We start from the raw sequence: 13,141 nt of genomic DNA on the forward strand, positions 1-13,141 counted from the left end.
CCTCCAGCCCTGCACGCGCGGGGCCGTCGCCCACGAACAACAGGCTCACATTGGGGCGTTTTCTCCGCAGAGCCTCGAACGCTCGCACCGCGAGTCCAAGGTTCTTTTCCGGCGCCACCCGCCCCACGACCGCCACAACAAGGGTTTCGTCGTCAGCGCCCCATGCCGCGCGCAGCGTGGCATCACGTTTTTGCGGCGAGAACAGCCTCGTATCCACACCGCGCGCCACCACATCGACACGGCGGATGCCACTGCGCATCAGCTGCCCTGCGAGCTCCGCAGTGGGCGCGAGACAACGCTCACCCTTATTGTGAAAACGCCTCAGATAAGCCTCTACCGGCTGTTTGAGCCAGCCCATGCCATAGTAGCGGCTGTAGCTGTGGAAGTTGGTGTGAAACTCGGTAATCACGGGCAGCCTCAGTTTGCGCGCGGCGGCCACAGCCGACCAGCCCAGCGGCCCTTCGGTAACGACCTGAACCACATCGGGGCGGCGCAGCGACCACATCCGTTGCAGTGCGCTGCGCGCCGGCAAGCCCATCTTGAGATGGTTGTACTTCGGAATCGGCAATCCGCGCGACAACACCTCCTCGAAGCCCTCGACACTGGCTGCCTGATCGGCGGCCCCCTGGCGCGGCCGCACGAGCTGCACCCGATGCCCGAGTTGCAGCAGTCCGTCGACCACGCGTCCGGTTGTCATCGCCACGCCATTGACTTCAGGCGGATAGGTTTCGGTCACCACTGCAATGCGCAGCTGGCGGGCAGAATGTGCGAGATGCTGCAGGGAAAGGGGCGCGTCCATGGCCGCGAATGCTGCGCCGCGCAGAAGACACGCGGATGACCGCAGGATGAAGACTGGATGACCGCGCCGCAACCCCCTTCGCCTCGACTTCTTCCGGCGCGGATGTACATTCGGTCACGACCGTGCTGAAACCGCTCGCAGGAATCTTGCACGCACCCGGCGCAGGCTGGTAAAAGACTTACTTCATCCTGGTTAGCGAGTGACGGATTGTCTTTCTTCGCCCGTATGATCATCGCCGGTCTGTTGATGTTCGCCTTCAATGCGTGGGCTCAGGACAGCCCCGTTGTCGGCTACGTCAAGGTCGTCACCGGTGACGCGACGCTGGCGCGCGAGGGGCAGTCGCTCGCCGTCGGAGCGGGCACACCCTTGCATCTTGGCGACCGGCTGCGCACCGCCTCCGGCGCCAGCGTCGGACTGACGCTCAAGGACAGCACCTTGCTGTCGATCGGACCTGACAGCGAACTCGTTGTCGATGCCTTCCTGTTCGCGCCGGCGAGCGGTCAACTGGCACTGAGTGCTCGACTGCTCCACGGCACCCTGCATTTCATTTCCGGAATCATTGCAAAACTGAAGCCGGAAGCGGTGAATATCGTCACCCCGACCGCAACCATCGGTGTGCGCGGCACACGTTTCGTGGTCAAGGTGAGCGAATGATTGCGCACCCGCTGTTTTCCGGCTCGAAGGCAGGCATACGCCGCAAGGTTGTACTGCTCGCGTGCATGCTGCTCGCGGCCGGATGTGCCCCGCCGTCCTATCTGGTCCTGCTCGAACAGGACGACGGAAAGACCGGGAGCGTCATCGTCACCCATGCCGGCCGCAGCGCGCGACTCGACCAAGCGGGTGCCGCGCTCGCGCTGAACGCCACGGGCCCGAGCCCGCTCACCGTGGATGAGAATCAGATCCGCACCGACTTTGCCGCCGCCATGCAGGCGCGGCCGCAGTCGCCGCAAACATTCGTGCTGTACTTCGAAGGCACGACAACGACGCTGACCACCGCGTCGGCGGCACGCATCGCGGACATTCGCGCAAGCGTGCGCTCGATGCCGGCGCCTGACGTCTCCATCGTCGGGCACACCGACCGCGCCGGCGACGACAAGGCGAACGAGGCCCTGGGTCTCGAACGTGCGAAGGTGGTCAGAAATCTGCTCGCTGACGAACTCTCGGCCGCCGTTGAAATCGCCGTGACCTCGCATGGCGAGCGAAATCCGCTCGTCCCGACGGCGGACGGCGTGCTGGAGCCTCGCAACCGTCGCGTCGAAATCACGGTCCGCTGAGGCGCCGGGAAAGGGGTCGTCACTTGTCCGCAAGCACGATCAGGTCGCCGTGCTCCCCGGCCCGCAGACGTGCCAAATGCACCGCCACCAGCGGATCTCGGGGGCGGTGCGATGCAAGCCGTGCAAAGGCGTCGAGCGCCGCTTCGTCACCCGCGGCCATCAGGCCATAGGCCGCCTCGTACTCGACATCGCCAATCGCGCCCTCTCCTGCCCCGGCGCACAGCAGTTCACTGACCGCAATTGCACCTGAGCGCCCCTTGAGCACGAGCCGCGCCGCCGGTCTGGCGGGCGTCCCGGGGCACTGCGCCAGCGTCTCCTGCGATACGCAGATCAAGGTGCCGAGATACTTGTTCGCCCCCTCGAGGCGTGAAGCGATATTGACCGCATCACCCAACGCCGAATAGTCAAAAATGCTTGCGCCACCGATATTGCCGACAATGACTTCGCCGGTATGAACGCCGATCCGTGTTTGCCCCCAGCCCACGCCTTCGGCATTGAGGCTGCTGGCAAACTCTCTGGAGAATTCATTCATCTCGCGCGCACAGGCGAGCGCGCGGCAGGCATGGTCAGCCTGCACCAGTGGCGCCGAAAACATGACCATGACGGCATCGCCGACGATCCGGTCCAGCGTGCCCTGATGCCGGAACGCGATCCGGATCATGCCATCGAGATAGGCGTTAACCAGGCTGATGACACGTGCCGGATCATAGCGCTCCATCAACGCCGTGTAGCCCTCGAGGTCGGTAAACAAGAAACTGCAGACCCGCCGTACGCCACCGAGCTCGAGCGCCTCGGGGTGAGACACCAGGTGATCGACCAGGTTGGGCGACACGTAGCGCGCAAATGCGTGTCGGATCCAGCGCTGCCTGCGCTCGGTGGCAATATGGCGAACCAGGCTGCCGCTGACGAAGATCAGGATGACGAAGCCACCGGCTACCGCGGGATCGAGCAACACGCCAAGACTGACAAAGGCTTGCCAGCTCGCTGCCGCCATCGCCAGCAACACCAGCAATGTGGACAGTGCAGCCACCAGCGCCCTGGTGCGCAAGGCGAGCGCGGCGACCGCCCCCCCGGCGATGCACAGCAGCAGCAGTTCCATTTCCACCGCCTGCGCAGGCCGCAGCAACCATTGCCCGGCGCGCACCTGATCAAGTACCTGGGCGTGCACCTCGACCCCCGGCACCACCTCGCCCAGCGCGCTGAAACGCAGATCCATCAAGGTTTGCGCCGACGCCCCCACCAGGACCGGCATGCCCTTGAGTGCAGCCAGGTCCGCCTCGCCGCGGAGCACCTTCCACGCGGGAATATAACGCCCGGCGCGCAACAAGCCCTGCCGAATCCACATCTCGCCCTGAACCGACAGCGGAATACGATACGGACCGATGCCGAGCGTGAGGCCGGCAAGCGGATCCCTGTCCAGCAGGAAACCCGCGCCTGGCTGCGCCATGCGCAGCATCTCGGCGGTCAATGACGGTACGGGCCTTCCGTCGAGCATGAACATCAGCGGAAGCCGGCGAATCACGCCGTCGTCATCGGGTACGAAATTGATAGCGCCGAGCGCCGCTGCCCGCCCCAGCACGGGCAGGGGATTCAGCGCCGCAGGAAACCGATGGAGACCGCCGAGCAATTCTGCGGACGTCGCGGCGAGATGCGACGTCATGCCTGCCGCGGACGGGTCCGTACCACGCTGGGCAAGCACGAATCCGATCACGGATGGTCCATTCGCCAGACTGCGGGCGAAGCGGGAATCACTGCCTGCGCTCGCAGACTCGAGGCCTCCGTCATCTCGCCCATGACGATCGGCCTCGGCAAACAGCATGTCGAAGCCGACTACGCTCACACCCGCTGCAAACAGACGATCGGCAAGTTGGGCCAGCACCTCGCGTGACCACGGCCACTGTCCGAATCGCGCCAGGCTCTCTTCATCGATATCGATCACGCGTACCGGCTCGCCCACCGCTTCGGCAGGACGCCAGCGCTGGTAGTGGTCGAACACCGCATGGCGCACGGTGTCCAGCACCGCCGGAGCGTTGGCCATGCTCACGAGTCCGACCATCAGGATCAGGAACGGAAGCAGGGTCGCGAACTTGGACAGGACTGGGCGCAAGACGGCCATCACGAGGGCAAGGCGGATGGGCATGATAGCGGGCACAGGCCTGCCTGTCCCGCGGTACGGATGCCGCCCCGCACCGTCCTTGCGGTGCGATGGGCGCCGCACAAGGTGAACATGTCGCGCCCATGTCCATTATGATCGCCCCTCCCGCCTTTCTCGGAGCACGCATGGACAACACGCCGACCGCAACCGATGCCGCCTTCGATCTCGATCCGATCGAGATCCGGGTACTGGGCGTACTGATCGAAAAGGCCTTTGTCACCCCCGACGCCTATCCCATGTCACTCAACGCGCTAGTAGGTGGCTGCAATCAGCTCACCGCACGCGACCCCGTCATGTCGCTCAGCGAGGCAGAGGTCCAGAATGCGATCGACAGCCTGATGTCGCGCCGGCTCGTCACCCGCCGGGACCAGGCCAGTGCCCGGGTGGCGAAATACGAACACCAGGTACGCCTGCGGCACTCGCTACCGCCCGCGGAACAGGCCGTGCTCGCGACCCTGCTGTTGCGCGGTGCGCAGACGGCAGGCGAGATCCGCAGTCGCTGCGACCGCCTGCATCATTTCGACGACATCTCCACCGTAGAGGCGGCGCTCGAGCACCTGTCCGAGAAATACCCGCCAATGGTCGCCAGTCTGCCGCGCGCGCCGGGCACCAAGGAGACGCGCCACATGCACCTGCTCGGCGGCGACGGCATGCTGCAAGCCGCAATCGAGGTCCAGGCCTCGGGCGCGGTGCCATCGGGCGGCGGACGAGGGCGAACGGCAGAACTCGAGGATGAAGTGCGCCGCCTGCGCGAAGAGCTCGACGCGCTCAAGCTGGATTTTGCCGATTTCCGCCGACAGTTCGAGTAATCCCCAACCATGCTCATCCACCCCCAGTTCGACCCCATCGCCCTGACGCTCGGCCCCTTGCACATCCGCTGGTACGGGCTGATGTACCTCGTCTCCTTCATCCTGTTTGTCGTACTCGGGCGCATCCACGCCAGGCGTCGGCCGGAGCTGGGCTGGCACCCCCAGGCCATCGACGACCTGCTGTTCTACGGTGTGCTGGGTGTGATCATCGGCGGCCGCCTAGGTGAGGTGGTGTTCTTCCAGCCCGGCTATTACCTGTCCAATCCGGCGGAAATCCTGGCGGTGTGGAAGGGCGGCATGAGCTTTCACGGCGGTTTTCTCGGCGTGCTCGCCGCGATGTGGCTGTACGGCAGAAAGCACGGCAAGGGGTTCTGGCAGGTCACGGACTTCATTGCGCCCCTCGTCCCGACCGGGCTTGCCGCGGGGCGGATCGGCAATTTCATCAATGGCGAGCTGTGGGGCCGGCCCATGGACGGCGACTGGCCATGGGCCATGGTCTACCCCTGGGTGGACGCCTTGCCCCGTCATCCCTCGCAGCTGTACCAGGCGAGCGGCGAGGGGCTCGTGCTGTTCGCGATACTATGGATCTATTCCGCCCGACCGCGTCCCTTGCGCGCAGTCTCGGCGGTATTCCTGGTGGGCTATGGTTGCCTGCGCTTTCTCGCGGAGTTCTTTCGCACGCCGGACCCGGGCATCTTCGGCACACTGAGCTTCGGTATCTCGACCGCACAGTGGCTGTGCCTGCCCATGATCGCAGCTGGCATCGGCCTGCTCGCCCACTCACGTAGTGCCCAGAGCGGGCATTCGTGAGGAACTAGCCTCTCGCCCTTCATTCGAACGCGATATGATCAGGGCAAGTACGACGCGGTCCGAGAGAAAAATCATGTCAGCGAGCAGCCTGGTATCCAAGAGTCTTTCAAGAATGCGCGAAATGGTCGCCCACGCAACCGGGCAGTCGCGCGAACCCTCGGAGAAGGTGCTGGACCGAATCCGACGGCAGCTAGAGGAGTGTGCGGCAGGACTGGGCGGCGAGATTTCGACGCGCCAGCGCGCCGCCCGCCTCGCCGAGACCTATCTGAAACTCGACGACAGCGGCAGAATGGCGATGCTGAACATGATTGCACTCGATTTCGGGCCCGACCCTGCGGCCATTGCCGATGCCCACGCCGCATACCAGAAAGCCGTCGGTAGCGATGCGCAATGGGATGCCGAGGCGCAGCTGCGCGCGGCCATGCGCTCCAGACGCATCCGCATCCTGACCCAGTTCAATGCCATCCCGCAAGGGGTGAAGTTTCTCGTGGACCTGCGCGCTGATCTGCTGCGCTTTCTGCCCGGCAACCCGCTGCTGAAGCCGCTCGACCGCGAACTCGAAGCCCGCCTCGGCGCCTGGTTCGATGTCGGCTTCCTCGAACTGGCGCGCATCACCTGGAACTCGCCCGCGGCCCTGCTCGAGAAGCTTGTCCAGTACGAGGCCGTGCATGAAATCAAGTCCTGGCTCGATCTCAAGAACCGGCTCGATTCCGACCGTCGGTGCTATGGTTTCTTTCATCCCCGCATGCCGCTTGAGCCACTGATCTTCGTCCAGGTCGCGCTTACCGACGGACTCGCAGACGATGTGCAGCAATTGCTGGACATCAATGCTCCGGTGGCCGACGCAAGCAAGGCCAATACCGCAATCTTCTATTCAATCAGCGCCACCCAGACCGGCCTGCGCGGGGTCTCCTTCGGCAATTTCCTGCTCAAGCGCGTGGTCGAGGACCTGCAACGGGATTTTTCGAAGTTGCAGACCTTCGCCACGCTGTCGCCGATCCCCGGCCTGGTCCGCTGGGCCAGCCGCCATCCGCAGGAGCTGGCAAACGCCATCACCCCCACAGACTGGAAGCGGCTCGGCGAAGCCGGCATTGCCAACGAACATGCGCCGGTACTGACCGGGCTGCTCGGCGGCGACACCGCCTGGGTCGAAGACGAGACCTTGCGCGCAGCGCTGCGCGAGCCGCTGTTGCGCCTTGCGGCCAGATACCTCACCGAAGCGCGCAAGGGCACCGACCCTGTCGACCCCGTCGCGCGCTTCCACCTCGGCAACGGCGCGCGGATTGAGCGCCTGAACTGGATGGCAGACAAATCCGAAAAGGGATTTGCGCAATCATGGGGCATGATGGTTAACTATCTCTACGATCCTGATCGCATCGAATCGAACCTCGAGGCCTTTGCCCGAGAGGGCCGTGTCGACGCCTCAGCAACCGTCAGACGCCAGGCCCGACGCTAAGCACGGGCAGGAGACACGAGCGTGCGCATGCCATTCCGGGACAGTTCGATACGCGCCAAGCTGCTGCTCGCGAGCACCGCAGTACAGGTGGTATTGCTCAGCCTGCTTCTGGCCAACAGCGTACGCCTGATCAACGATGCCATTTCGGCCAGTCTCGACACGCTCGTCAGCCAGAATGCCAGCATGCTGCATGCGATGGCCACCGCCTATGGCGAGCAGGCGCGCTACCAGCCCTTGCAGGACATGCTGGGCGAGTTGCTGGTCGATTCCGACAAAGGCCTCGTTTACGTACGAATCGCCGACGCGACGGGTAAAATCCTCCTCGAAGCGGGACGTCCCGACATGACGACGCTGCCCTCGCCCACCGAGGCTTACGGCAACGGTTTTGCTGCCATACAGGATCATCCGGTCATCCACGTCAGACGTCCGCTTCTGCTGGCGCGCAACGAGGTCGGATTTCTCCAGTTCGGAGTCTCCATATCCGTACTGGCGAAGGCGCGACAGGCGATCATCCAGCAAGGGGCCTTGATCGCGGTGGTCGAGATCATCATCACCTTCGTCCTGTTGTCGGCAATCGGCTATCTGCTCAGCAACAAGCTTGCGCGGCTGCTCGCGGGCAGCAAGGCCATCGCCGACGGCTACCTTGACCACCGCCTGCCCGACGAGGGCGACGACGAACTCGCACGCCTCGCACGTCACTTCAACATCATGGCATCGACGCTGCAGCAACGGGTGTCCGAACTGCAGCAGACCGCGGACCGCCTCAAGATCAGCGAACAACGCTATGCGCTGGCCATGCGTGGCGCGAACGACGGCCTCTGGGACTGGGACATCGTCACCAATCGCACCTATTTCTCACCGCGCTTCTATCAGATCATCGACCTGCCAGCCAGCGACCTCGAGACCACGCCCGATCCATTCATTGCCCGGCTGCACCCGGACGAGGCCGCGAGCTATCGTTCGCGCATGCTCGAACACCTGCGGGGTGAAAACTCGCAGTTTATGTTCGAGCACCGCATCCGCCAGGCCGACGGCAGCTACCGCTGGATCATGACGCGCGGCGTGGCGCTGCGCGACGCGACAGGGCGTGCGATCCGTATGGCCGGTTCGATCAGCGACGTCGATCTGCGCAAGCGAGCGGAGGAACGACTCACACACGATGCGCTCCATGACGGCCTTACCGGGCTACCGAATCGCGCCCTGTTCATCGAGCATGTCCGCCTGGCACTCGGGCAACAGCGCCGTGACCACAGCTACCGTTTTGCGGTACTTGCGATCAACCTGGAACGCTTCCATCTGGTCAATGACAGCTACGGTCACGCCACCGGCGATCACCTTCTGCAAGCGGTGGGACAGCATTTCGGCTCCCTGCTCAGAGAAGGGGATCTGCTGGCCCGAGTGGGTGGCGACCAGTTCGCCGTATTACTCAACGGCATCGACGACACCACGGCAGCTTTTCGCCTTGCCGAAACGCTGGTTGAATTACGCGGATTCGAGACTCCGGGGGCGGACCGGACACTCTTTCCCAAGTGCCGCATCGGTCTCGTCATCAGCGACGACGAACGCACCGACGGCGAGGCGCTGTTGCGTGACGCCGACAATGCGCTGCAGACAGCCCGAAAGAGCGACAGCAGTCCGATCACTGTCTTTCACGCCTCCATGCACGCGCAGGCGCTCAATACCCTGCAACTCGAGACTGACCTGCGCAATGCACTCGTCGCACAGACGCTTGCGGTGCACTATCAGCCCATCATCGCTCTGGATGATCGCGCAATCTGCAGCTTCGAGGCACTGGTGCGCTGGGCGCACCCGGTGCACGGCATGCTGCCGCCCTCGCAGTTCGTCCCATTGGCCGAGGCCCTGGACCTGATCCATGATCTCGGCCTGTTCGTATTGCGTCGCACCTGTGAAGACATCCGTCGCTGGCAGGCCGAAGCCGGAGAGCGCCCGGTTCCGCCGGTCAGCGTTAACCTGTCGTCCAGGCAGTTCTCCCGCCCCAGCCTGGCTGAAGAACTGATTGCCATCGTCGTCGGCCACGATCTGGCGCCAAGGCAAATTCGCTTCGAAGTCACCGAAAGCATTCTCGCCCGCGCCGACGGCCCCGCCAATGAAACCCTGCGCAAGCTCAGAAACGCGGGCTTCAAGGTCCTGATCGACGACTTCGGTACGGGCTTCTCGGCGCTCAGTTACCTGCACACGATTCCCTGTGACGTGATCAAGCTCGACGGCTCCTTTGTCGGTGCCATCACGCACGATGCGCGTCTACGCACGATCGTTCGCCGCAGCATCGAACTTGCACACGATCTCGGCATCGCGGTGGTGGCCGAGTGCATCGAAACCGAAGAGCAAGCACAGGCACTTGACGAAATGGACTGCGATTTCGGCCAGGGATATCTGTTTTCACGCCCGCTGCCCACTGACGGCGCGGCTCGCTTCCTGGGCGCAGCACCGAAGGAAATCCAACGATGAACCGCCAACTTTCGGCGCTGCTCGCAGCACTGGTGCTAACGCTGCCGACCGCGTCAGCGCTCGCCGACATGCCGAACCTGCAGATTTCCGGTTTCGGCACTCTAGGCTTGGTTGCAACCGGCGCTTCCGACTTGCGCTTCACCAATCTGGGCATCGATCAACCGGACTCCACCAACCCCGACTTCGGTCCGGACAGCGTACTCGGCATTCAGGCCAACATCGCGATCACCGACCGAACCGCTGCCGTGGTTCAGCTGGTGAGCAGAGAAAACCCCCGTGGCAACTACAACCCGCGCGCCAGCCTGGCCTTTGTCAGCCAGAACCTCACGGAAGCGGCGACCCTGCGCGTGGGCCGTCTGCGTATCCCGTTCTTCATGCTCTCCGATTCACTCAACATCAACTTCGCCAATCCGTGGATACGCCCGCCGGTCGAGGTCTATGGATTGAATCCGTTTTCCGACCTCAACGGTATCGACCTGCTCTACCGCACCCGGGTCGGCGAAACGGACATCGAGGTGCATCCGTATCTGGGACGCAGCTCAATCTCGATCTACAGCAGCGGCAACGCCCGTCTGACCCGCCTGATGGGGGTCAATGTCACGATGAGCACCGAGCAACTCACGGTTTTCGCCGGTCACGGCGAATCGCCCCTGACCCTGAACTGGGGCGACAAGACTTTCACGCTGCTGACCAACCTGATGCCGCCGGACGTGAACAAGGCACTTTCGGGCAATGATGGGCACGCAAGCTTCAGCTCCGCCGGCTTTCAATGGGATGATGGCACCTGGCTGTTGATCGGCGAGTACGCTCGACGCACGAACAGGCGTTACGCCAACAGCGCCCATGGCTGGCACCTGACGGCAGCACGCCGCTTCGGCAACGTCATGCCCTACCTCACGCTTGCGCGTCAGACCCAGGACCGGCCGGTGGCCGAGGCGAGCTTCTCCGACCCGCAACTGGGCGCGCTGCAGACCGCCCTCTTCGACGGCTTCAACATTTCGCGCAATGGCGCCCAGCAAAGCGTTGCGCTCGGCACCCGATGGGACTTCCGCCGCGATGCTGCCCTCAAGTTCGAGTTCACACACGTGCAGACCACCGACAACAGCTGGGGCAGCAGTTTCTTTCCTCACGGCGATCCCATGCTCATCGACCTGAGAAACCGTTCCGTCAATACCGTGGGCGTTGCGATCGATGTCACGTTCTAGCCTTTACGTCGTCAGGCTGATCGTGTTGCTGGGCACGCTTGCGGGCGTGCCCAGTAGCGCATCCGTGGCGCTGGCGGCCGAGATCCAGATCGTCGCGGCGCGTGGTGGATCGGTATCCGCCTTGAGCACCGAAGAAGCGGAACAACTCTTCCTCGGGAGACGATCCACACTGAACAGCGGCGAACGTGTCACCCTCATCGATCTGCCTGCAGGCAGCGTTCGCGACCGCTTCTATCTGTTGCTGACGGGCAAGAACCCCATCCAGACTCGAGCATACTGGTCGCGCCAGGTATTTACCGGCCGCGCCCTTCCTCCACGCGAAGCCGCCAGCGATCAGCAAGCTCGCGACTGGCTCGTGACCACGCCGGGCGCCATCGGATACCTGCCGGCAGATGTCATCGACACCCGGCTGCAAGTCCTGCTACGCCTGCCCTGACAGTTCGCGTCAGGCGGGCAGCGGCATCCCCGGCGGTGAGCAACAAGTAATGCTTGACCCGCTGGCCAGCGGGTGATTTAATGCAAATCATTCTCATTGCTGTAAACAATCGTATGTCAATACCTCCCCTCCCGGAGACCTTCCTGTCAGGCACGGAATCTGCTGGTCGAGAGCAGGAGCAAAGCAACGCCGGCACGGACGCGATTTCAAGTGCGGCGCTGCTGGGGGGGCGGAACAGCGTCACGATCAATCATGAGGGGGTGACGTACTACTTGCGCGCCACCCGTAGCGGCAAGCTGATTCTGACCAAGTAACCGTCCTTGCAGTGAATTGGACAATCAATGGGGCTAGACTATGTACGTCTGTGTCTGCAACGCTGTAACCGAAAAGCATATCGAACATGCCGTACGTTCGGGCGCGACCACGCTGCGCATGTTGCGCCACGAACTGGGCGTAACGGCCGAGTGCGGTCGTTGTGCGACATGCGCCAGAGATTGTCTGCGTTCGGCCCTCGGTGAAACAGACCGGCAACATGCACCGCGCGGCGGCTCGCTGCCGGGCAACTCCTTCCCCCTAGCCCTGGAGGCCGTATGAAAGGCGACAAGAAAGTCATCCAGCACCTGAACCGCCAGCTGACCATTGAACTGACAGCCATCAATCAGTACTTCCTGCATGCTCGCATGTACAAGAACTGGGGTTTCGGCAAGCTCGGCAAGCATGAATACGAGGAGTCCATCGAGGAGATGAAGCATGCCGACATGCTGATCGAACGCGTGCTCTTTCTCGAAGGCCTGCCCAATCTGCAGAACCTCGACAAGCTGATGATCGGCGAAGATGTGCCCGAGTGCCTGAAAGGGGATCTGAAACTGGAGATCGGTGGCCGCACCCACCTGATCGAAGCCATCGCCTATTGCGAGTCCTGTAAGGACTTCATTTCCCGTGAGCTGTTCGAACACATTCTCGAGGACACTGAAGAACACATCGACTATCTCGAGACGCAGATTGAGCTGCTCGACAAGGTCGGCATTCAGAATTATCTGCAGACGCAGATGGATCACGCTTCTTCCTGAGCGTCACGGGGGCCGCCCGTGCGCAGGAACACCAAGGAGTCTTCGACATGCGCTTTGTCCCGCCCCCGTACACGCCCGCCCAGCACAGGCAGTCCGCAACCGGTCAGGCTTTTCCACCCGGCCGGTTTGCCGTCTACCTGCTGGTGGCCGCGGTGCTGATCTATTTCGTGCTGACGCCAGGCGTAGCCTAGAATCCCCTCAGCGCCTCTTTTGACTGCTCCCGCACCTGCTCTCTCGCCACGCCGTACAATGACCTCTGCAGCAATTGCGCGTCCACCGACCTGTTCATCGCGTATGACGGAATCCCCGGCGAATATCGCCCGAACGCTCGCAAGAAGGGGCATTCGACACACCGACTCGACGCGTCCCGCCCATCGCGTACGCTACTTGATCGGCGCGCTGGTGATCGTGCTGCATGCGGCAGGTCTGGTGACAATTCAGCGCCTTGTCACCAAACCGCCGCTCATTCCCGAAGCTCGCACCATCGAACTGGCACTGATCCGTGCCGAAGCACCGCCCCAGCCCAGGCTCACGCCGCCCGCGCCCGAACCGGCGCCGACCAAGCCGCCACCGGCAGTGCCAAAGGTGCAGCCGCAACGCACGCCACCGGTAACGAAGACGACCAAGCCAGCACCCGCGCCCCCCGCCCCCCCAGTCG

Annotated in this window: 14 protein-coding genes and 1 pseudogene; 13 read left to right on the forward strand and 2 right to left on the reverse strand. The window is 63.3% G+C overall.

The genetic code is table 11. The features are described from left to right. On the reverse strand, window positions 1-799 hold a 799-nt coding region (locus tag J5J83_RS11290), incomplete at its 3' end, for a glycosyltransferase (protein WP_212349154.1). A gap of 207 nt (window positions 800-1,006) precedes the next feature. Between J5J83_RS11290 and J5J83_RS11295 the strand changes: the two genes are divergently transcribed. Beyond that, the gene (locus tag J5J83_RS11295; protein WP_249115691.1) at window positions 1,007-1,453 is read left to right on the forward strand and encodes a FecR family protein; all 447 of its coding nucleotides are present in this window, start codon (window positions 1,007-1,009) and stop codon (window positions 1,451-1,453) included. A 65-nt stretch (window positions 1,454-1,518) separates the two neighbouring features. Then, window positions 1,519-2,073, forward strand: a complete 555-nt coding sequence (locus tag J5J83_RS11300; protein WP_212349156.1) for an OmpA family protein — start codon at window positions 1,519-1,521, stop codon at window positions 2,071-2,073. 19 nt (window positions 2,074-2,092) lie between these two features. Here J5J83_RS11300 and J5J83_RS11305 read toward each other — a convergent pair whose 3' ends face one another. Beyond that, window positions 2,093-4,213, reverse strand: a complete 2,121-nt coding sequence (locus J5J83_RS11305) for an adenylate/guanylate cyclase domain-containing protein (protein WP_212349158.1) — start codon at window positions 4,211-4,213, stop codon at window positions 2,093-2,095. Window positions 4,214-4,353: 140 nt separating this feature from the next. Here J5J83_RS11305 and J5J83_RS11310 point away from each other — a divergent pair, with 140 nt between their 5' ends. The 11 genes and pseudogenes from J5J83_RS11310 to J5J83_RS11360 form a co-directional block, all read left to right on the forward strand. Then, entirely contained in the window at window positions 4,354-5,037 is a 684-nt protein-coding gene (locus tag J5J83_RS11310) for a YceH family protein (protein WP_212349160.1), read from the forward strand. Between the two features lie 9 nt (window positions 5,038-5,046). Next, on the forward strand, window positions 5,047-5,847 hold the full coding sequence (gene lgt / locus J5J83_RS11315; protein WP_212349162.1) for a prolipoprotein diacylglyceryl transferase: 801 nt from the start codon (window positions 5,047-5,049) through the stop codon (window positions 5,845-5,847). Between the two features lie 73 nt (window positions 5,848-5,920). Then, window positions 5,921-7,303 (forward strand): malonyl-CoA decarboxylase, encoded by a 1,383-nt coding sequence (locus tag J5J83_RS11320; RefSeq protein ID WP_212349164.1) that lies wholly within the window; start codon window positions 5,921-5,923, stop codon window positions 7,301-7,303. 27 nt (window positions 7,304-7,330) lie between these two features. Further along, on the forward strand, window positions 7,331-9,772 hold the full coding sequence (locus J5J83_RS11325; RefSeq protein ID WP_249115960.1) for an EAL domain-containing protein: 2,442 nt from the start codon (window positions 7,331-7,333) through the stop codon (window positions 9,770-9,772). Next, complete coding sequence (locus J5J83_RS11330) at window positions 9,769-10,977, forward strand: hypothetical protein (protein ID WP_212349168.1); 1,209 nt, start codon at window positions 9,769-9,771, stop codon at window positions 10,975-10,977. The genes J5J83_RS11325 and J5J83_RS11330 overlap by 4 nt, the downstream gene beginning before the upstream one ends. Next, window positions 10,964-11,413 carry a hypothetical protein gene (locus J5J83_RS11335; RefSeq protein ID WP_249115692.1) on the forward strand — a complete coding sequence of 150 codons (450 nt, stop codon included), beginning with the start codon at window positions 10,964-10,966 and terminating at the stop codon, window positions 11,411-11,413. Before J5J83_RS11330 ends, J5J83_RS11335 begins: the two co-directional genes overlap by 14 nt. Window positions 11,414-11,493: 80 nt before the next feature. Then, on the forward strand, window positions 11,494-11,727 hold the full coding sequence (locus tag J5J83_RS11340; RefSeq protein ID WP_249115693.1) for a hemin uptake protein HemP: 234 nt from the start codon (window positions 11,494-11,496) through the stop codon (window positions 11,725-11,727). A 40-nt stretch (window positions 11,728-11,767) separates the two neighbouring features. After that, a complete protein-coding gene (locus tag J5J83_RS11345) occupies window positions 11,768-12,007 on the forward strand; it encodes a (2Fe-2S)-binding protein (protein WP_212349170.1) in 240 nt (79 codons plus the stop codon). Then, window positions 12,004-12,483: a bacterioferritin gene (gene bfr / locus J5J83_RS11350; protein ID WP_212349172.1), complete on the forward strand. Its 480-nt coding sequence runs from the start codon at window positions 12,004-12,006 to the stop codon at window positions 12,481-12,483. The genes J5J83_RS11345 and bfr overlap by 4 nt, the downstream gene beginning before the upstream one ends. Window positions 12,484-12,530: 47 nt before the next feature. Further along, a complete protein-coding gene (locus J5J83_RS11355) occupies window positions 12,531-12,674 on the forward strand; it encodes a hypothetical protein (protein ID WP_212349174.1) in 144 nt (47 codons plus the stop codon). 103 nt (window positions 12,675-12,777) lie between these two features. Continuing rightward, window positions 12,778-13,141 (forward strand): annotated as a pseudogene (locus J5J83_RS11360) (hypothetical protein); the annotation flags it as partial.

It is taken from the genome of Azoarcus sp. L1K30, assembly GCF_018122735.1.
In the GTDB taxonomy this organism is placed as follows: domain Bacteria; phylum Pseudomonadota; class Gammaproteobacteria; order Burkholderiales; family Rhodocyclaceae; genus Parazoarcus.

What these genes read in the sequence shown, in the direction of transcription:
- J5J83_RS11300 (WP_212349156.1), top strand. Translation starts at nt 1,519, where the DNA reads ATGCTGCTCGCGGCCGGATGTGCCCCGCCGTCCTATCTGGTCCTGCTC.
- J5J83_RS11305 (WP_212349158.1), bottom strand. Translation starts at nt 4,213, where the DNA reads ATGCCCATCCGCCTTGCCCTCGTGATGGCCGTCTTGCGCCCAGTCCTG.
- J5J83_RS11310 (WP_212349160.1), top strand. Translation starts at nt 4,354, where the DNA reads ATGGACAACACGCCGACCGCAACCGATGCCGCCTTCGATCTCGATCCG.
- lgt (WP_212349162.1), top strand. Translation starts at nt 5,047, where the DNA reads ATGCTCATCCACCCCCAGTTCGACCCCATCGCCCTGACGCTCGGCCCC.
- J5J83_RS11320 (WP_212349164.1), top strand. Translation starts at nt 5,921, where the DNA reads ATGTCAGCGAGCAGCCTGGTATCCAAGAGTCTTTCAAGAATGCGCGAA.
- J5J83_RS11325 (WP_249115960.1), top strand. Translation starts at nt 7,331, where the DNA reads ATGCCATTCCGGGACAGTTCGATACGCGCCAAGCTGCTGCTCGCGAGC.
- J5J83_RS11330 (WP_212349168.1), top strand. Translation starts at nt 9,769, where the DNA reads ATGAACCGCCAACTTTCGGCGCTGCTCGCAGCACTGGTGCTAACGCTG.
- J5J83_RS11335 (WP_249115692.1), top strand. Translation starts at nt 10,964, where the DNA reads ATGTCACGTTCTAGCCTTTACGTCGTCAGGCTGATCGTGTTGCTGGGC.
- J5J83_RS11340 (WP_249115693.1), top strand. Translation starts at nt 11,494, where the DNA reads ATGCAAATCATTCTCATTGCTGTAAACAATCGTATGTCAATACCTCCC.
- J5J83_RS11345 (WP_212349170.1), top strand. Translation starts at nt 11,768, where the DNA reads ATGTACGTCTGTGTCTGCAACGCTGTAACCGAAAAGCATATCGAACAT.
- bfr (WP_212349172.1), top strand. Translation starts at nt 12,004, where the DNA reads ATGAAAGGCGACAAGAAAGTCATCCAGCACCTGAACCGCCAGCTGACC.
- J5J83_RS11355 (WP_212349174.1), top strand. Translation starts at nt 12,531, where the DNA reads ATGCGCTTTGTCCCGCCCCCGTACACGCCCGCCCAGCACAGGCAGTCC.